This window comes from Pseudomonas sp. B20(2017) (assembly GCF_002113125.1).
In the GTDB taxonomy this organism is placed as follows: domain Bacteria; phylum Pseudomonadota; class Gammaproteobacteria; order Pseudomonadales; family Pseudomonadaceae; genus Aquipseudomonas.
This window is the reverse complement of record NZ_NEJP01000009.1, coordinates 44,922-62,036: the sequence shown is the minus strand read 5'-3', so window position 1 is coordinate 62,036 and position 17,115 is coordinate 44,922. Positions and strand designations below refer to the sequence as shown.

At 59.3% G+C, this 17,115-nt stretch carries 20 protein-coding genes; 11 read left to right on the top strand and 9 right to left on the bottom strand.

Annotated elements, in window-relative coordinates; translation table 11 throughout:
- The first annotated feature begins 20 nt into the window (after window positions 1-20).
- From CAF63_RS14875 to CAF63_RS14835, 9 genes are read left to right on the top strand one after another with little or no spacing between them, the layout of a single operon-like run.
- On the top strand, window positions 21-482 hold the full coding sequence (locus CAF63_RS14875; protein WP_085685931.1) for a hypothetical protein: 462 nt from the start codon (window positions 21-23) through the stop codon (window positions 480-482).
- Between the two features lie 20 nt (window positions 483-502).
- The gene (locus CAF63_RS14870; RefSeq protein ID WP_085685929.1) at window positions 503-1,867 is read left to right on the top strand and encodes a lysozyme inhibitor LprI family protein; all 1,365 of its coding nucleotides are present in this window, start codon (window positions 503-505) and stop codon (window positions 1,865-1,867) included.
- A 16-nt stretch (window positions 1,868-1,883) separates the two neighbouring features.
- Window positions 1,884-2,678 (top strand): hypothetical protein, encoded by a 795-nt coding sequence (locus CAF63_RS14865; protein ID WP_256574518.1) that lies wholly within the window; start codon window positions 1,884-1,886, stop codon window positions 2,676-2,678.
- Window positions 2,679-2,706: 28 nt separating this feature from the next.
- Window positions 2,707-3,189, top strand: coding sequence for a hypothetical protein (locus CAF63_RS14860; RefSeq protein WP_085686186.1), 483 nt, complete (start codon window positions 2,707-2,709; stop codon window positions 3,187-3,189).
- A gap of 28 nt (window positions 3,190-3,217) precedes the next feature.
- Window positions 3,218-3,763, top strand: coding sequence for a hypothetical protein (locus CAF63_RS14855; protein ID WP_085685927.1), 546 nt, complete (start codon window positions 3,218-3,220; stop codon window positions 3,761-3,763).
- The gene (locus CAF63_RS14850) at window positions 3,750-4,598 is read left to right on the top strand and encodes a type IV pilus biogenesis/stability protein PilW (protein WP_085685925.1); all 849 of its coding nucleotides are present in this window, start codon (window positions 3,750-3,752) and stop codon (window positions 4,596-4,598) included. Before CAF63_RS14855 ends, CAF63_RS14850 begins: the two co-directional genes overlap by 14 nt.
- 2 nt (window positions 4,599-4,600) lie before the next feature.
- Window positions 4,601-5,410, top strand: coding sequence for a lysozyme inhibitor LprI family protein (locus CAF63_RS14845; protein WP_085685923.1), 810 nt, complete (start codon window positions 4,601-4,603; stop codon window positions 5,408-5,410).
- Entirely contained in the window at window positions 5,407-6,006 is a 600-nt protein-coding gene (locus CAF63_RS14840; RefSeq protein WP_085685921.1) for a lysozyme inhibitor LprI family protein, read from the top strand. Before CAF63_RS14845 ends, CAF63_RS14840 begins: the two co-directional genes overlap by 4 nt.
- A 22-nt stretch (window positions 6,007-6,028) precedes the next feature.
- Entirely contained in the window at window positions 6,029-6,454 is a 426-nt protein-coding gene (locus CAF63_RS14835; RefSeq protein WP_085685918.1) for a hypothetical protein, read from the top strand.
- Window positions 6,455-6,512: 58 nt separating this feature from the next.
- Here CAF63_RS14835 and CAF63_RS14830 read toward each other — a convergent pair whose 3' ends face one another.
- On the bottom strand, window positions 6,513-6,872 hold the full coding sequence (locus tag CAF63_RS14830; protein ID WP_085685916.1) for a DUF6124 family protein: 360 nt from the start codon (window positions 6,870-6,872) through the stop codon (window positions 6,513-6,515).
- A gap of 434 nt (window positions 6,873-7,306) precedes the next feature.
- On the opposite strand from CAF63_RS14830, the gene CAF63_RS14825 reads away from it, so the two are divergent.
- A complete protein-coding gene (locus CAF63_RS14825; RefSeq protein ID WP_007954413.1) occupies window positions 7,307-7,693 on the top strand; it encodes an SCP2 sterol-binding domain-containing protein in 387 nt (128 codons plus the stop codon).
- Window positions 7,694-7,813: 120 nt separating this feature from the next.
- On the opposite strand, the gene CAF63_RS14820 is transcribed toward CAF63_RS14825, so the two are convergent.
- The 6 genes from CAF63_RS14820 to exbB form a co-directional block, all read right to left on the bottom strand.
- Entirely contained in the window at window positions 7,814-9,214 is a 1,401-nt protein-coding gene (locus CAF63_RS14820; RefSeq protein WP_085685914.1) for an aminoacyl-tRNA deacylase and HDOD domain-containing protein, read from the bottom strand.
- Window positions 9,215-9,293: 79 nt separating this feature from the next.
- On the bottom strand, window positions 9,294-11,369 hold the full coding sequence (gene recG / locus CAF63_RS14815) for an ATP-dependent DNA helicase RecG (protein ID WP_007954416.1): 2,076 nt from the start codon (window positions 11,367-11,369) through the stop codon (window positions 9,294-9,296).
- A gap of 9 nt (window positions 11,370-11,378) precedes the next feature.
- Entirely contained in the window at window positions 11,379-12,308 is a 930-nt protein-coding gene (locus CAF63_RS14810; protein WP_007954418.1) for a hydrogen peroxide-inducible genes activator, read from the bottom strand.
- 278 nt (window positions 12,309-12,586) lie between these two features.
- Entirely contained in the window at window positions 12,587-13,333 is a 747-nt protein-coding gene (locus tag CAF63_RS14805; protein ID WP_085606139.1) for an energy transducer TonB, read from the bottom strand.
- On the bottom strand, window positions 13,330-13,758 hold the full coding sequence (gene exbD, locus CAF63_RS14800) for a TonB system transport protein ExbD (RefSeq protein WP_011336565.1): 429 nt from the start codon (window positions 13,756-13,758) through the stop codon (window positions 13,330-13,332). Before exbD ends, CAF63_RS14805 begins: the two co-directional genes overlap by 4 nt.
- 6 nt (window positions 13,759-13,764) lie before the next feature.
- Window positions 13,765-14,718, bottom strand: coding sequence for a tonB-system energizer ExbB (gene exbB / locus CAF63_RS14795; RefSeq protein ID WP_085685912.1), 954 nt, complete (start codon window positions 14,716-14,718; stop codon window positions 13,765-13,767).
- 188 nt (window positions 14,719-14,906) lie between these two features.
- Between exbB and CAF63_RS14790 the strand changes: the two genes are divergently transcribed.
- Window positions 14,907-15,764, top strand: a complete 858-nt coding sequence (locus CAF63_RS14790) for an SDR family oxidoreductase (RefSeq protein ID WP_085685910.1) — start codon at window positions 14,907-14,909, stop codon at window positions 15,762-15,764.
- 138 nt (window positions 15,765-15,902) lie between these two features.
- Here the strand turns inward: CAF63_RS14790 and CAF63_RS14785 are convergent, their stop codons facing one another.
- Complete coding sequence (locus CAF63_RS14785; protein WP_085685907.1) at window positions 15,903-16,643, bottom strand: hypothetical protein; 741 nt, start codon at window positions 16,641-16,643, stop codon at window positions 15,903-15,905.
- A gap of 72 nt (window positions 16,644-16,715) precedes the next feature.
- Window positions 16,716-17,096: a RidA family protein gene (locus tag CAF63_RS14780; RefSeq protein WP_085685905.1), complete on the bottom strand. Its 381-nt coding sequence runs from the start codon at window positions 17,094-17,096 to the stop codon at window positions 16,716-16,718.
- Between the last annotated feature and the right edge of the window lie 19 nt (window positions 17,097-17,115).

Below are 17,115 nucleotides of genomic sequence, written 5' to 3'. Positions count from 1 at the left end.
AGTGAAAGTTAGGCGAGTACATGCAATTCAAAAATCTAGCGGTACCACTGCTTGGCCTGATGTGGACCATCCCAGCGTTAGCCGAAACCACTACCTTCAGCCCAACCAAAGGCGTCGAAGCAACGCTGGTTCTCGAAGGCTCCACGCTGAACGTCGCGGTTAAAGGCGAAATGCATAACGAGTCGCGGACAATCGATTTTGAAGCCGTGAACGAACTCCATCTGCAGATCGATGATTTCAATTTCGACGGTGCCAAGGATTTCGCGGTCCGGCAACTCGATGACGGCATGGGAACTTACGACTACTACCGGGTGTTCATCTACCAAGCCAGAACCGGCACCTTCGAAGAGTTGCAGCCGGACTGCGGCGATGGCTTCGTTAATTTGCGTGTCGATAAAAAACGTAAAGCATTGCTCAGCACTTACTGGGAAATGAACGTAGCCAAGCAATGCGTCACCCGGTTCGCCAAACGCAAAGCCTGAATGACTCAAGGAAGAACACAGTGAAACGTTTTGTTTTTACCCTGCTGGCCATGCTGCTGCCTGTTTCAGCGGTGTATGCGCAGGATGACTGCAGCCATGTCACCTCGAGCCTGAAAATGGTGCCCTGCTCGGAGGCAGCGAAGAAGGCTGCCGATACGCAGTTGAACCTCAGCTACAAGCAATTGATGGCGCGGCTTGAGTCTGACTATCGAGCAGATCCTGCGTTGGGAGCGGAGTACGCGGGGAAGGTTAAAGAGTCGCAACGTGCATGGCTGAAATTGCGCGATGCGAATTGTCCGTTGGAGGCATTCGAGATCGAGACGGGGATGCCGGCGCATGTGTTCGCGGTCAACTCGTGCATCGCAAGAATGAGTCGCGTGCGCTCGGCGTATCTGGACAAGATTGTCCCTGCACTTGCACTCGACAAGAGCACTTCGACAGCGGCGGCCAACGGCGCTTGTCCTTCGGAGGAATTCCCTGCTTTCCTGACAGCGTTTTCCGCCAGCGGTGAATCACAGCGCCGTCTCACTGCGATGACGGTCAAGTCGCTTGTGTTGAAGCCGGTAGCAGGTAAGGACCGTAGTACCTTTGAGCCTTCGACCTCGGGCGTCAGCGGAGCTTCCTTCACCTATCCGCTGATGGCCGCCATCACACCCGGCAAGACACCTGGAGTCGAGATTGAAGAAGTCGATGACAGTCACGTCAACGTGGTCGATAAGCGGGCGGGCAACAGCAATGTAAAAATCTTCAATTTCTCTCGTCAGGCGTGCTGGGTGCTTGAAGGCGTTGAAGACTGGTCGATCAGCGAGAAGGATCTTGTCGCAACACGTAACCCTGCAATGAGCCGTGCCGAGAACTTCTGTGATCAACGTGCCGAGGCTTTGGGAGGGCTGGGTTCGCTTGAGCAATACCGTCTGACTGCGGAATTGTTAGAAGCGTCCCTGGAAAATTATGTCTGTGCGGCTGAGTCGGGAGATCCAGAGGCGAGCCTGTCAGCGGCGAGCTTGAGTCTTTCGCAGATGGCGTCTCAGTTGGAAACCAGCAAGGTTGAAGCGTTGTTCAAAGCGGCCTCGAAAATACCGAGTGGTGCGTTGGGCTATGCCACGTTTCTTTGTTCAGGAAACTCGACCGACTATAACGGTCCTTGCCTTCATCCCAAGCAGGCAGAAGAGCAGGTCATTCGGGCGATTACCATGGGCTCAAAGGAAGCGATATTTTATCTGGCATCTACCCTTGAGGGGGGCGAGTTGGGAACGAAAGATATGTCCCGGGCGTTAGCCTGTTATCAAATGGCGGCTGACAAAGGTTATCGGTCGGGCGTCGACAGTGTGGCGCGATTGAAGTCGCAAGTTCCGGAGCCGATCAAGGCGAGTCACTGCATTTGAAACTCGGAGCGAGGATGTGTCGCGATTCTTTGCCGTTAAATTCCAAGTGAGTGGAACTGTGCCTGACTTGTCGATTCCGGGCTTCGTGAGACCTCGATTTCTGCAGGTATTGCTGATCAGCGTTGCTACTTTCGCGCAGGCCAGTCATGCCGCCGCAAGTGTTGTCTCGGTGGGTAATGCGTCGGGTCAGTTGCAGATCGCGCAAGGCCCAACCGAAGTTGCGGTCGACATGACACCTTGCCGGTTCTCAATGACGCTCTCGAAAGATCAATGGTTGCAGTTCAATACACCTGATCTGGTATTCATTGCGGCCAAACAACAGCCTGAAACCTCTAGCGCCCCGCGTTTATCGCAGGCTCAGACCTCGACGGGTTATGAGTGGAATTTCGAAAAACCCACAGACCTGAGCCAGTCCTGGTTCAGTGTCATGTGTGAAAACACCAACAACTTTTCCGCGCTCACCACTCAGAAGCCGCCGCTTGATGACACGATTGAGTTGCAACTCGTGCGAGAAAGTAACGACCTTAAATGCCCGGCGACCCTGACCGATCATGGTTGGGAGCCGACGTCGCTGGCGGGGCCAAAAAACAGATACACCTTTGAGGCATTGGGTGGGGAGAAGTCTTCGGGGTTCATCTTCGGTTTCCATGACAAGTCACGACGTCACATCACCCGCGTTGCTTTCTGCCTGCTGCGTGGCGAAAGCGTGTTGATCGGCTCGGCGGAATCAGGCTCGGCCACCCCGTTGGCGATCAGCGCCGAAGGATTTGAACAAATCAAAACAGCGGTTCGCAGCATGGCTTTTGAGTAAGCCTGCGATGACCAAACGGAGTTACAGCGTGAAAGGATGTTCAGTTCTACTCGGCGGCCTCTTGGCCATTACCACATCCGTGGCTTTCGCCGCTGACCCGAACTTCAAGGATTACACCGTCACCCCAGTGTTCACCGGCATCAATCACGAACCGGTGCCGCAAGAACACAGCAACCCGATGATGGATATGGATCGTGCACAGGCACTCAAAGGCAAGGTCAACTTTGCCGGGCACTACATCCTGTACCGAGTCGGTTGTGGCGTCAGTGCCATTTGCGGCGAAGTGCTGGATGCGCGCACGGGGGAGGTTGTCGGCGGACTGCCGAATGCATACGACGGCAATACCTTCAGCCTGTCGAACAAGCCCGATAGTCGTTTGCTCATTGTTTCCGGCATTGCGGCCGATACCGAAGAGGATGCGAAGGGTAATGAGCTGGAAAGCCGCTACAGAACCCGCTACTTCGAGTTTGTGAATAACGAGTTCCGGCTGCTGACGTTCAAGGATTTGTGATCGCCGCTGTTTGATTAAGGATGATTGGATGAACCATTTTCTCGCGGGCAGCCTTTCGCTGCTGCTCTCGCTTCCAGCTTTCGCCGCTCCCAAGGATGCCTACACCCAGCGCGATGTCATGCAATGTGGCGGCGTTGAAGTGGTGATGGTGTCGTCCTGCCGATCCGTGACGGTGGATGCCGCAGAAACCCACCTCATCCCGGTTTGCTCCGACCAGACGATCAACATTGGCGGCAAAGTGTTGCGCCGCAACATCGACAAGGTTTCACAGCTCACGTCTGACGGTAAGAAAGCGAAGATGCTGAGTAACGTTGTCGTGGCGATGGATTGTGTGAAAGGCACCAAGGGCAGTCTTGTTTCGATAGGTGGTTATGGCGGTTGCGGCGCGTGCCCTGAATGGCGAGGGTATTACTCGACGGCGGGGCGATTGGAGCAATACAGCTTCGATAACAATCAGCGCTCATTTGGTTCGAAGGGTTCCTGGGAAGAGCTGATCAAGGCTTATGGCGTGACGAAGAGGCAGTTACAGTCGGAAAGTCCGTCAGTGAAAAGGATCGACTATGGGCAGCCTTAAGTGGGTATTGATGATCGGCAGTCTGTGCAGCGCTATGGGCGCGTTTGCCGAGGACCCGTCAATAGTTGGTATCAGCGGGCACACGGTGTCGTTTCGGGCTACAGAATGGACGATGCCCGGTGTGGATTCGGCGACTGCATGGTTCACCGCCAATGGCAAAACCTTCCCGCTCTTCGGCGTCGACATTGGCGCTGATTCACACCCGGAGTGGCTCAGTCCTGACAAGAAAACTCTATTGCTCGACCCGGTGGTCTTCGGGATGTTGACGGAGGAGGACGGTAAAGAGACGCTGCATTCGCAACAGCATTGCGATGTGATTTCAATGGAAACGGGTTGCGTGCTGGCTGAACGCTCTTCCCGCTTTTGTCTCGGTAATTGGGTGGGCAATCAGTGGGTTTCCGAAGACGGCGAAGTGTTCAACCCCGCCCTGGAGACCGAGTCTCCAAAGAACTTGTTGAAGTATGTCGTAGGCATCAAGTCAGCGCAGTCCCGCGCACAATCGATCGAATCGAACCTGAACTTTCTAAGTCCGGATTCCTACATGGCGTGCCATCCACCGGCACGTAATGTTCAGGCGTTCAACGACTGGGGCTTCTACCTGGCCGAGGGCGGTAATGATGAACTTGCACTGAAGTTTTATCGAGCCGTTGAGGCCGTCGGTAAACGCACCGTGCTGATGTTGAACATCGCCGATTCACTCTGGCGCCTTGATCGCAAAGACGAAGCACAGCGTTATTACAGCCAGTACCGCTACGCGATGAGCGCCGACGGCAAGGCGCAGAAAATACCTCAACGTGCAGTTGAGCGGTCCGTCATTCAGGGAATGAAAAATTGAACATGTTTGTGCGCTTTATTGCGTTGTCCTTTGGATGCCTGTTTGCCTCTTTCGCAATTGCCGATGACAACTGCAAAGAGATTTCCGTGAGCTCACAGGTTGATCGCTGCGTGGAGGCGGCCCGCAAGGAAGCCGATTCACAGCTCAATGCCAGCTACCAGAAACTGCTGGCGCGATTTGAGTCTCAGCAACGGACCGACCCGGACCAGGGCAAGGCACTGGTTGCCATGGCCAGAGAATCCCAGCGCGTCTGGATCAAGCTGCGCGACACCACGTGCCCGCTCGAAGCCACGGAAATTGAGCCGGGGATGGCAGCGCATGTCACGACCATCAACAACTGCATTGCCAGAATGAGCCTGGAGCGTGCTGCTTATCTCGACACGATCGTCGCTGACGAGCCGGGAAATGTGGTTGATCTCAACAAGGTGTTCCTTTCTGGTTCCCAGCGCTTCGGCGATGTCGTGGCGCGTTATGTCAGCACCTTTGGCAGTCCTTGTTTGACAGTTCAGATTCTGGCGCCTAACGGCGGTTGGAGAGTGATTTCTTCAAAGCGTTTTTGCAGTTTTGATGGCAAGTCGTTTTGGTCGGGTTATGCCGACGCGGGATTTGAGGGGCACGTATTTGCGGACGACGGTTTGCACGTGACACTTAGCCTGACAGAGCTTCGTCCTATCGGCGAAAAGCGCCTCGCCTGTGTGATTCCGATTCAGAACGAGCAGATCAAAGAGCTGAAGTGCGGCGCATCCGAGCCAGGTGTTTCGAAGACTTCTGGACGGGTAGCTGAGCGCAGCGCCGGAGTATCCGGATCATGATCAAACTCAAGGCGTTATTTGAACTGGTCGCGAGTGCTTCTTTGGCTGCATTGCTGGTTCCTGCGCATGCCCAGGAAGCCTGCAATCCCGACAGCTTTACCAATCGCGATTTGATCATTTGCGGTCAGCAGACTTTCGAGAAAGTCGATGCAGTGTTGAATGAGCAATACAAGAAAGCGCTGGTCAGTTTGACGCCCGCCGACAAGAAACAACTGACTGACGTGCAAAAGAAGTGGGTGCGCTTCAAAGAGGCGTATTGCGAGGATATCTATAAGTCGGCTTTACCCGGTGCAGAAGCGCCCATCGAAAGGCTTGCGTGTCTGGTGCAAACAACCAATGCCCGGTTGGGAGAGTTAATCGCTCTACAGACTGGGTTACCCCTGGACGGCTTTTACAAAGCTGCGTCGGTCATGGCGGGGCAGGATCGAGAAAAAGGTCTGACGGCTTCCATGGCGCGATTGGGGGGTGACAACTTTGACGAACCGTTATGGAGGCAATACGTCGATGGGCACTGCGAAATGAGTGAGCGTGTGTTCCGGGAGGACATCGCTAACTGCGCAGTGCGAATGCGTTTTCAGTTACCTCTGAATCGTTGAAGGAATGATCAGATTGAAGTCAATGCGAGTTTTATCTGCTGCACTGTTTGTTCTCTTTCCTGTGGCGGCGCACAGTGAGGTCTCGACGGAGATTTATTGCTTCCGTTCGCAAGAGAGCGCCAAAAGCATCAATTTCGAACTCAGAACTTATTACGACTCCTTCTCCAAATGGAGCGGAGCGGCTGTCAGGTACAGCAAGTCGAAGAAGGCCATTTCTCTGGTGCATCGGAATACCGAGCAAGAAATTCTGGCAGAGGATCGACCGTATCAGTTCACGACGACTTGGGTTGAGGTTTCGGAGGGCGCGCTGACGGGTGAGTATGAAATGGTCAGTCAGGGTGCCCGGGTCTATGGCATGACTTATACGAACTACAAAACCAGGAAGAAGTACTCCTTCGAACACGATTTCAGTATGGATTTCTCACCGGAAACGGGCTGTCAGTGGTGAGGAATTGGTTAGTTGGAAAAGGGGACTCAACGTCCCCTTTTTTCCGCCCGCAATTCAGCTACGGCTTGGCCTGATACTCCCGAAACTCAATATGATCGAGCGTGCCTTCGACCATCAACCGTACGCCGTCCGCCATTCTGCTCAGGCCCAGTGCCATTGAGCGGCGGGGGCCGTCGAGGTCGTCGGCCAGGTTGGCGGCGATGGCGCTGATGGACAGGAGGTCTTCGGAGGCGTTGGCCATGAGGGCTTCGGCGTCGGCGGTGGGGCAGAGGGCGAAAAGGCCGCCGAGGCGTTTGGGGCGTGGGGTGGTGGGTTTGAAATGGTGGTCGAGGGCGCGTTCGGCGGCTTCGTGGAGTTTCTTCGAGTCTGGGAATTCGTAGGGGGAAACTTCTTCGTCAGTGAGGGTTGGGTCGATCATCGGTGTAAATCCTTTAGAGTTGGAAAGATTTGCTCCGGTTTTCGGACTTGCACATCCGGTCACCGATTTTGCGGTGATGGACAGAGGTTATCGATGAACCCCAGGCACGCCTAGTTCATGGACAGCACCGCAGTTTGAAGGACATTTCCCAAGGATTTGCGGGGTAGAGGAACAAGAAACCACTGCTGTCGGCAGCTCCTACAGGAATGTGTTTCTTCAGGTGTAGGACGGGGGGATGGTGTGACGCGGAGCGTCACGGGAGGCATTCCCACGCGGAGCGTAGGAACGATCTAGTTCTGAGAGTGAAGTCGTGACTTGGCAGTCATCTTTCAGGAAAAGCTATGCATCGTCTTCTATCCGTGCAAGATAGTGGCGAATCCATCCGAATCCCTTACACTCCCCCAGCCGTTCATTTTCCTTTTGAGGCTGTGCGCATGAAATTTCGTTTTCTTCTGTGGATGCTGGGTCTGTTGATGGGTAAGGCCAGTCGGACAAATCCTGCGTTCCAGCAGCAGTTGGGTGACAAGGATCTGGTGTTTCAGCTGCAGACTCTGGACGGGAAAGTGGCGCGGCATTTCGTGGTGAAGGATCAGCGCATTACCAGCAAGTCCGGGGTGGTGGCGGAGCCGGCGTTTGCGATTGCGTTTAAGGATGCGGCGTTCGGGTTTGCCACGATGCAGGCGAAGAACAAGCAGCTGGCGTTCATGCAGGGGATTCAGGACAAGTCGATCCAGCTCAAGGGGAATCCGGCGTTGGTGATGTGGTTTCAGGGGTTGATGAAGTATTTGAAGCCGCGGAAGGCGAAGGCCAAGGCTGCTTGAGTATTGCGTGAGGCTGTGACGCGGAGCGTCATGGGCTGCATTCCCACGCAGAGCGTGGGAACGATCAAATACAAAGGCCCCACACTCGGTTGAGTGTGGGGCCTTTTTTATGAGCGCAAGTCAGGCCTGGCTGAATTGCGAAGCCAGTTCGCGCAGCAGGACTTCGGCTTCCAGGACTTTGCTGACAACGTCATTGGCCTTGTCGCGGCTCAGGCCAACACGTTCCAGCAGCGCATCCGGAATGTCTTCATCCGGCCCGGAGCCGATCCCGCGACTGCGCAGCAGGCGCACGGCCAGGCAGACGAGGTTCGGGTATTCGGCGTAGGCGCCGTCGTAGTTCGGGTCGTGCTGGAAGCGCAGGGCGGTGGCCAGTTCGTCCGGCATGTCCCAGTAGCGCATCAGCCAGGAGCCGATCTGTTCGCGGCTGATGCCCAGCAGGTGTTGCTCGACATAGCTGTGGCACAGGTGCGGGTTGACCTCCAGGTGGCGGCAGATCAGCGAGAAATGCGGCGGGAACACGTGGGCCAGTAGCAGGTAGCCGAAGTTGTGCAGCAGGCCGGCGAGGTAGGTCAGGCCGGCTTCCGGGCGCTGGGCGCGCGGCATGGCGCGGGTCAGGCCTTCGATGACGGCGGCGGTGTAGATCGACTGCTGCCAGTACGGCGTGGTGTGTTGCGGGTGATCCTTGGGCAGGCTGAGAGTCTTGCCGAGGGCCAGGCCCAGCGCCAGGTTGATCACCAGATCGAAGCCCAGCACGCGCACGATCGCATCTTCTACCGAACGGATCTTGCCCGGGGAGGCGTAGTACGGCGACGCCGCCCAGCTCACCACTTGTGCGGCCAGCGCCGGGTCCGTTTCGACCACGCCGGTAATGTCGTCGATGGTGGCGTTCGGGTCGACGCGCAGCTTGATGATTTTTTGTGCGGTTTCGGCCAGCGGCGGAATCTCGATGGTCGCTTCCAGACGCTGCTGGATGCGCCGCGCGGTGAACGCCTGCACGGCCTGGGTGATTTCCTCGCGGTCATCGTCCGGGCGGTCGAGGTTCGGGCGGATGCTGCTCAGGGCTTCGCCGAAGTTGGCGGCGCTGGCCTTGGTCAGCATGGTCTTGAAGTCTTCGCTGGCGATTTCCAGCAGCAGGCCCGGCTCGCCGGAATTGATCAGCAACTTCGGCTCGCGCAGCAGGCTTTCTTCGTAGAGGCACGGCGAGCTGGTCAGCGCCGGCAGGCCCGGCAGCAGGCTCAGGCTGTGTTTGCCGAGCATCTTTTCCAGACGCTCGGTCGACACGGCGGTCAGGCGGCGGCCTGTCAGTTCGGCGAGGCGGTTGAGATCCAGCAACTGGCTCTGTGGAAACAGCACCATCAGCGCACCGACCGCGTCGTCCAGCAACACGGCCTGCACTTTGCGCGAGGCGTTGAGGCCGTGGTGGTCGAGCACTTCTTCGTAGGCGACGCCCAGCTTGTTGAGCAGCAGCCGAATAACAGACGGAGCGTGCGGGGATTCGGGGGCGAGAGCAGCTTCGGTCATGGTCTGTATCCGTTTTTGAAACAATTGCTGGAGTATAACCAGCTTGGTTGGAACGAGCTTTGAGAAACTGCGACGGTGCTCACACTTGGCCGTATTGCTGCCCGTGTCGCAGCCAGCGGTCGAGCAACGGGCTGACGTGGGTGGGCCAGCGTTCGAGCAACGCCTGGGCGGCATCGCGCACGGCGGGCAGCAGATCGGCGTCGCGCATCAGGTCGGCGACCTTGAATTGCAGCAGGCCGGTCTGGCGGGTGCCGAGCATTTCGCCGGGGCCGCGCAGTTCGAGGTCTTTTTCGGCAATGACGAAACCGTCGTTGGTCTCGCGCATGATGCCCAGGCGCTGGCGGCCGATTTGCGACAGCGGCGGATGGTAGAGCAGCACGCAATGGCTGACTGCGCTGCCCCGACCGACGCGACCGCGCAACTGGTGCAGTTGCGCGAGGCCCAGGCGCTCGGGGTTTTCGATGATCATCAGGCTGGCGTTGGGCACGTCCACACCGACTTCGATCACGGTGGTGGCGACCAGCAGTTGCAGGTTACCGGCCTTGAATTCGGCCATGACGGCGGCTTTCTCGGCGGGTTTCATGCGGCCGTGGATCAGCCCGACCTTCAACTCGCCGAGGGCGGCGGTGAGGTCTTCGAAAGTGGTTTCGGCGGCCTGGCAGGTCAGCTCTTCGGACTCTTCGATCAGCGTGCACACCCAATAGGCCTGACGGCCCTCGGCGCAGGCGCTGCGCACCCGTTCGATGACTTCGACGCGACGGGTGTCGGTGACCAGCACGGTGTTGACCGGGGTTCGACCGGGCGGCAGTTCGTCGAGGATCGAGGTGTCGAGGTCGGCGTAGGCGCTCATCGCCAGCGTCCGTGGAATCGGCGTGGCGGTCATGATCAGTTGATGCGGGCACATGCGCCCGCCGACGCCTTTCTGCCGCAGCGCCAGACGTTGCTGCACGCCGAAACGGTGCTGTTCGTCGATGATCACCAGCGCGAGGTTCTTGAACTGCACTTCGTCCTGGAACAGCGCGTGAGTGCCGACCACCATTGGCGTGCCGCTGGCGATCTGTTCCAGCGCGGCGACGCGGTTCTTGCCCTTGAGCTTGCCGGCCAGCCACGCCACTTCAATGCCCAGCGGTTCAAGCCAGCGCTTGAAGGTGATGAAGTGCTGCTCGGCGAGGATTTCGGTCGGCGCCATCAGTGCGACCTGATAACCCGCTTCCAGCGCTTGCAGCGCGGCGAGGGCGGCGACCACAGTTTTTCCCGCGCCGACGTCGCCCTGAATCAGCCGCAGCATCGGTTCGTGCTGGCTGAGGTCGTAGGCGATTTCGTTGCCGACTCGCTGTTGCGCGCCGGTCGGATTGAAACCGAGGTTGGCCAGGTATTTCGCCGGCAGCTTGGTGGCTTTCGGCATCGCCGGCGCGCGCAGGGAACGCATGCTTTCGCGCAGACGCTGCTGCGATAGCTGGTGAGTCAGCAGTTCTTCGAAAGCGAGGCGATGCTGGGCCCAGTGATGACCGAGGGCGAGTTCGTCGACGTCGGCATCGGCGGGTGGGTTGTGCAGGTAGCGGATCGCATCGGCCAGCGGCGCCAGTTGATAGTCGCGGGCCAGTTCGGTCGGCAGCCAGTCGGGCAGGGTGGCCGGCTTGAGCAGGGTCAGGGTCTGCATGCACAGCTGACGCAGGCGCGCCTGTGTCAGGCCTTCGGTCAGCGGGTAGACCGGGGTCAGGGTTTCATCCACCGGCGGCGGTTCGTCACCGTTGATGGCGCGGTATTCCGGATGGTAGATCTCAAGTCCCGAGGCGCCGGGCCGGGCCTCGCCGTAGCAGCGAATCCGCGTGCCGCGCTTGAGGCCTTCTTTCTGCGCGTTGCTGAAGTGATAGAAGCGCAGGCTCAGTCCGCCGGTGCCGTCCTGCAAACGCACGACAAGGCTGCGACGCCGGCCCATGACCACGTCGGCACCGCTGACGGTGCCTTCGACCACGGCGTCCTGCCCCGGCCGCAACGCGCCGATCGGCACCACGCGGGTGCGATCCTGATAACGCAGCGGCAGGTGGAACAGCACGTCCTGGAGGTTTTCCAGGCCGACCTTGGCCAGTTTCTCGGCCATGGCTTCACCGACACCCTTGAGTGCGGTGACCGACACCTGCGACAGCTCAGTCATGACGCTGGCTTAACCGGCCGTGACCGGCGCGGCAGGTTTGGCGACCGAGCACAGACGAATGGAGTCGGCGAGGATCTCGATGGCTTTCGGCCGCGGGAAGCTCGCGCGCCAGGCGATGGCCACGGTGCGGAACGGCACCGGCGCCGATAACGGACGCACTTCGATCACGCCCGGGGCGTAGTGATGGCTGTCCACCGCCGACAGTGGCAGGATCGAGATGCCCAGGCCGGACGCGACCATGTGGCGAATGGTTTCCAGCGAGCTGGATTCGACCGTGGTGTGCTTGGCGCCGTCGTTGCCCTTGGTCAGGGTCGGGCAGGCTTCCAGCACCTGATCGCGGAAGCAGTGGCCTTCGCCGAGCAGCAGCAGGCTCTTGTCGTTGAGCAGGGCGGCGTCGATGGATTCTTTCTGGGTCCATGGGTGCTGGGCCGGCATCAGGACGTAAAACGGCTCGTCGTAGAGTTGCAGGGTCAGCACGTCGGCTTCGTTGAACGGCAGGGCGATGATGATCGCGTCCAGCTCGCCGTTGCGCAGTTTGTCGCGCAGCACGTGGGTGAAGTTTTCTTCGATGTACAACGGCATCTGCGGGGCGACCCGGTGCAGTTGCGGAATCAGGTGCGGGAACAGGTACGGGCCGACGGTGTAGATCGCGCCGACTTTCAGCGGGGCGGTCAGCTGGTTCTTGCCGGCCTGGGCCAGTTCGCGGATGCCCTGGGCCTGCTCCAGCACTTTCTGCGCCTGGGCGACGATGCCTTCGCCGACCGGGGTCAGGCGCACGGCGCTTTTGCTGCGCTCGAAAATCAGCACACCGAGTTCGTCTTCAAGCTTTTTCACGCCCACCGACAGGGTCGGCTGGCTGACGTGGCAACGCTCGGCCGCGTGGCCGAAATGCTGCTCTTGGGCGAGGGTAACGATGTAGCGTAATTCTGTGAGAGTCATAGCAAGCGTCCATGAAGATGCGGGCCAAGCATACCGGCTGCAATCGATAGACGCACGTTATCAGACTGAGTGATGAATGCGACACCGGGCAATGCCGGTTTGCCGTGGATGGATAAGCAAAAGGCACCTTTCGGTGCCTTCTTGGCTGGATTCTTCCGGTTGGCGCTGAACCTTGTGGGAGCGAGCTTGCTCGCGAAAGCGGCGTATCAGTCGAAGCAGCCCTGTCTGACAAGGCCTCTTCGCGAGCAAGCTCGCTCCCACAGGTTTTGCGGTGTTTCCTAGCGGCGGCGTTCCAGCGAGTACACAAACGGCGCAACAATTTCGATCGCGCCATTGGTCAGCATGTCGGCCGGTGGCTTGGGCAGCGGTTGGGCGCGGCGGATCATTTCCAGGGTGGCCCGGTCCAGATCGGCGTTGCCGGAACGGCCCACCAGTTCGAACGACAGCACGTTGCCTTCGCCATCGACCACGAAACGCAACCGGTTCAAGCCTTCCTTGCCCCGCGCTTGAGCGCTGGCCGGGTACTTCTTGTACTTGGCCAGATGCGCGAGCAGGGTGCCTTGCCAGCTGGCCTTGGCGGCCAATTGTGCAGGCGACGGGCCCGGTGCAGGCTGGGCGGATTTCTCCGTCGGCGCCTGAGTCGGCTGGGTATCGGCCGGCTTCTCTTCGGACGGTTTCTCCTTCGGCGGATCGGGCAGTTTCTTCTCGATCGGCTTCGGCGGTTTTGGTTTTGGCTTGGGCTTCGGTTTCTGCACCGCGATCTCGGCTTTCGGCGCTTCGGCCAGTTTCGGGATCGGCAGTTCTTCGACCGGAGCCGGTGGCTGCGGTGGCGTGACGACTTTCGGCGGTGCGGGCGGTGGCGGGGCCGGAACCGGTGCCAGCTCGACCATCATTGCCTGCGGCGGCAATTCGATGGGCGGGCGGGCGGTCCAGTTCAGCGCCAGCGCGATGGCCAGCGCGTGAACACCCAGCACCACGGCCAGGCTACCGCTGTAACGCGTCAGCTTATGGCGCGTCGTGATCATTTCTTGACTGCGCTCTCGAGCCCGACCAGACCAACCTTCAGGTAACCGGCGGCACGCAGGTTATCCATCACGCTCATCAGGTCGCCGTAATCCACGCCTTTGTCGGCCTGGAAGAAGATCGTCGTGTCTTTCTTGCCCTGGGTCTTGGCGTCGAGTGCGGCGCCGAGGGTTTCGGCTTTCACTTCGTCATCGCCCAGGAACAGGCGCTGGTCAGCCTTCACGCTGAGGAACACCGGTTTCTCAGGCCGCGGCGCCGGTTTGGCGGTCGAGGCAGGCAGGTCAACCTTGATGTCCACGGTGGCCAGCGGAGCGGCCACCATGAAGATGATCAACAGCACCAGCATCACGTCGATGAACGGTGTGACGTTGATTTCGTGGTTCTCGGCCAGATCGTCGTCTGCGCCTTCTTTCAAATGCAGGCCCATGGCCGATTACCCCACTTTCACCATGTGCGGTTGCGAGCTGTTGCGCTCAGGCTGGTGGTCGAGGTCGCGGCTGACGAGCAGCAGGACTTCTGCCGACGCATCGGACACCTGAGCCTTGTAACCGGCGATGGAGCGGGCGAACACGTTGTAGATGACCACGGCAGGAATCGCCGCAACCAGACCCAGTGCGGTAGCCAGCAGCGCTTCAGCGATACCCGGGGCTACGACGGCAAGGTTGGTGGTCTGGGTTTTGGCGATGCCGATGAAGCTGTTCATGATGCCCCACACGGTGCCGAACAGGCCGACGAACGGCGCGGTGGAACCGATGGTGGCGAGGACGCCAGTGCCGCTGCTCATGTTGCGGCCGCAGGCGGCAACCAGACGCTCGAGGCGGAAGCTGACGCGTTCCTTGATGCCTTCTTTCTCGCGGGCGTTGGCCGACAGGCGCATTTCTTCGAGGGCGTCGTGAACCAGCAGGTTGGCGAGGGTGCCTTCCTTCGCGGCGGTGGCGCTCGCTTCTTTGAGGGTGGCGGCTTTTTTCAGGGCAGCGATTTCACCACGCAGACGACGCTTGGCGCCCATCAGCTCGAAGCCCTTGGCGATCCAGATGGTCCAGGTGATGATCGAGGCAATGGCCAACCCGATCATTACGGCTTTAACGATCACGTCGGCGTTCTGGTACATGCCCCATGGCGACAGGTCGTGGGCCATGCCCAGGGTGTTGTCGGCTTCGAGCACTTCCGGCGCGTCGGCGGCGCTGGCGTCTACGGCCTGCACCGGGTCGGTCGCAGCCGGTGCGGCGGCCGGAGCGCTTTGCTCAGTGGCGGCTGGCGCGGCCGGGGCTTGTGCGTCAGCAAATGCGGCGACTGGCGCCAGCATCAGGCTGAGCAGCAGGGCAGCCACAGCGCTCCAGGCGCGAGGTCGGTTGGTTGGCGAAGCGGAGTTTTGAATGCGTGTCATGCTGGCCGGACCTGAGATAGAAAAACGGTAATGCTCTTCCAGGCCTCGTGAGGCCGAGAACAAAAGTGGCCAGCATTATTGCAAGTAATTCTTGTTAACAAAAGTAATAGAGTTGCTTTTTTTCCTTCATTGCTAGCCGCTCGTCCCCTGCCGAGGCTAGTCTGTCGCTTTCCGATGGGAGATTTTTGATGTCCGCGCCTTCTGTTTTGATCGCCGGTTGCGGTGATGTCGGCAGCCGTCTGGCCACGCAATTGCTGGCTGCCGGCTTCCAGGTCTATGGCCTGCGCCGTGATATTTCACGTTTGCCGGACGGCGTTATCGGTGTGGCCGGTGACTTGTTCAATGAAGATTGCCCCGAGACCTGGCCGGTGGGCGCTATCGATTACCTGGTGTATAGCGCGGCGGCCACCGATCACGATGAAGCCGGTTATCGCGCGGCGTATGTGCAGGGTTTGCAGCATGTCCTGGGTTGGCTGAAAGATTACGGTCAGGAGCCTGAGCGGTTGCTGTTCGTTTCCAGCAGCAGTGTTTACGGGCAGCAGAACGGCGAATGGGTCGACGAAAAATCCGAAACCGTCGCTGCGGGTTATTCCGGTCGGGTGATGCTGGAGGCCGAGCAGGTTGCGCTCAACAGCGGCATTCCCGCGAGCATCGTGCGCCTGACCGGCATTTACGGCCCCGGCCGTGAGTGGTTGCTGACCCAGGTGCGTCGGGGTTATCGCGTGGCGGTCGATCCGCCGCTGTATGGCAATCGCATCCATGCCGATGACGCGGCGGGGTTGATGGCTTATCTGCTGGAGGCGGATCGCAAGGGCGTGGCGCTGGATGACATCTATATCGGCGTGGACGATGCGCCCGCTCCGCTGGCCGAGGTAGTGGCGTGGCTGCGTGAGTACCTGGGTGTCACCGAATGGTCGGAAGACGAGAGCGTGCGTCGCACCGGCAGCAAGCGTTGCAGCAATGCCCGGGCGAAGGCGCTGGGTTGGGTGCCGAAGTATCCGAGTTATCGCGAGGGGTATGCCGCGATTCTTGAAGGTAAGTGCTGATTTCCAGGCGCCACAAACCACTGTGGGAGCGAGCTTGCTCGCGATGGCGGCATAACAGTCAGCATAAATGTTGAATGATATGGCCTCATCGCGAGCAAGCTCGCTCCCACATGGGATTTCTGTAGCTTCAGAACCGAGTTACTGCTTCTCGAGCAACCACTTGCGCTCACCCGGGGTGAACTGCGGTTGTTCGTCCGCCAGCGCGGTGTTCACGGCCTGCAGGATTTCCAGTTCTTTGCCCTTGCGCACAAAGATCCAGTTGTTGCCCTGGCCGTTCTGCTGCAACCACATGCTGTCGTTGCCGCTGCTCATCGACGCGCAATCGCCCGCGAGGCACAGCGCATAGCGGTCGGCACCCGGCAGACCGGAGACTTGCCCGTCAGCCTGGAACTGCACGGTGGCGCCTTCGCCCTGGCCGCTGGTGATCGTCCAGTTGCCGCCCAGATAAGCGGAATACAGCGCGCGTTCGAAGCTGGCACCGATCGGTGCGCCTTCCGGCACCGGAATCTGCGCGCGGTCGAAGACCTGTTCCGGTTCGTTGTCGTTGGCGGCTTGTTGCAGTTGGCCACCGTCACGTTTCAGCTCGCTGGCGGAGCTGCCATAGAAGTCGACTTTCCAGACGCCGGACTGTTCGCCGAGCAAGCGACCTTCGACGTTTTCGAAACCGTTGGTATAGCGGGCCTGGCCGGCCTTGGTGTTGACGTCCCACTCCAGATTCGGGCCGTAAGCCTGAAGCGCTTCGCGCAGGGGGCCGCCCTTGGCAGCGGCATCGATGGCGACCTGATTGATCCAGGTGCCGCTGATGTCACGGTCGGCAGGGTTGCTGGCGCAACCGCCGAGGAAAATGGCGAGCAGCGAGAGAGCAAGCGCTTTGCGCATGGTGGAATCCTTTCAAAACCTTTTCTTTACCGCAGAGCAGTCGGCGCGGCGTCTGAAGCCGCGCCGTGCGCATTACTCGATGACCAGAATGGCATCCATTTCAACCTGCGAACCCTTTGGCAGGGCTGCCACGCCGATGGCGGCGCGCGCCGGGTACGGCTGGTCGAAGTACTTGCCCATGATCTCGTTGACCTTGGCGAAGTGGCTCAGGTCGGTGAGGAAGATGTTCAGCTTGACGATGTCCTTGAACGAACCGCCAGCAGCTTCGGCCACGGCTTTCAGGTTCTCGAACACCTGGACGGTCTGGGCTTCGAAGCCTTCGACCAGTTCCATGGTTTTTGGATCGAGGGGAATCTGACCCGACATGTAAACGGTATTGCCGGCCTTGATCGCCTGGGAGTAAGTACCGATGGCGGCCGGGGCCTTGTCGCTGCTGATAACAGTCTTGGTCATGTATGACTCCTTGTATTGT

Excerpts from the sequence above, each read along its gene's own strand:
- CAF63_RS14875 (WP_085685931.1), top strand. The coding sequence starts at position 21 with ATGCAATTCAAAAATCTAGCGGTACCACTGCTTGGCCTGATGTGGACC.
- CAF63_RS14855 (WP_085685927.1), top strand. The coding sequence starts at position 3,218 with ATGAACCATTTTCTCGCGGGCAGCCTTTCGCTGCTGCTCTCGCTTCCA.
- CAF63_RS14850 (WP_085685925.1), top strand. The coding sequence starts at position 3,750 with ATGGGCAGCCTTAAGTGGGTATTGATGATCGGCAGTCTGTGCAGCGCT.
- CAF63_RS14845 (WP_085685923.1), top strand. The coding sequence starts at position 4,601 with ATGTTTGTGCGCTTTATTGCGTTGTCCTTTGGATGCCTGTTTGCCTCT.
- CAF63_RS14840 (WP_085685921.1), top strand. The coding sequence starts at position 5,407 with ATGATCAAACTCAAGGCGTTATTTGAACTGGTCGCGAGTGCTTCTTTG.
- CAF63_RS14835 (WP_085685918.1), top strand. The coding sequence starts at position 6,029 with ATGCGAGTTTTATCTGCTGCACTGTTTGTTCTCTTTCCTGTGGCGGCG.
- CAF63_RS14830 (WP_085685916.1), bottom strand. The coding sequence starts at position 6,872 with ATGATCGACCCAACCCTCACTGACGAAGAAGTTTCCCCCTACGAATTC.
- CAF63_RS14825 (WP_007954413.1), top strand. The coding sequence starts at position 7,307 with ATGAAATTTCGTTTTCTTCTGTGGATGCTGGGTCTGTTGATGGGTAAG.
- CAF63_RS14820 (WP_085685914.1), bottom strand. The coding sequence starts at position 9,214 with ATGACCGAAGCTGCTCTCGCCCCCGAATCCCCGCACGCTCCGTCTGTT.
- recG (WP_007954416.1), bottom strand. The coding sequence starts at position 11,369 with ATGACTGAGCTGTCGCAGGTGTCGGTCACCGCACTCAAGGGTGTCGGT.
- CAF63_RS14810 (WP_007954418.1), bottom strand. The coding sequence starts at position 12,308 with ATGACTCTCACAGAATTACGCTACATCGTTACCCTCGCCCAAGAGCAG.
- CAF63_RS14805 (WP_085606139.1), bottom strand. The coding sequence starts at position 13,333 with ATGATCACGACGCGCCATAAGCTGACGCGTTACAGCGGTAGCCTGGCC.
- exbD (WP_011336565.1), bottom strand. The coding sequence starts at position 13,758 with ATGGGCCTGCATTTGAAAGAAGGCGCAGACGACGATCTGGCCGAGAAC.
- exbB (WP_085685912.1), bottom strand. The coding sequence starts at position 14,718 with ATGACACGCATTCAAAACTCCGCTTCGCCAACCAACCGACCTCGCGCC.
- CAF63_RS14790 (WP_085685910.1), top strand. The coding sequence starts at position 14,907 with ATGTCCGCGCCTTCTGTTTTGATCGCCGGTTGCGGTGATGTCGGCAGC.
- CAF63_RS14785 (WP_085685907.1), bottom strand. The coding sequence starts at position 16,643 with ATGCGCAAAGCGCTTGCTCTCTCGCTGCTCGCCATTTTCCTCGGCGGT.
- CAF63_RS14780 (WP_085685905.1), bottom strand. The coding sequence starts at position 17,096 with ATGACCAAGACTGTTATCAGCAGCGACAAGGCCCCGGCCGCCATCGGT.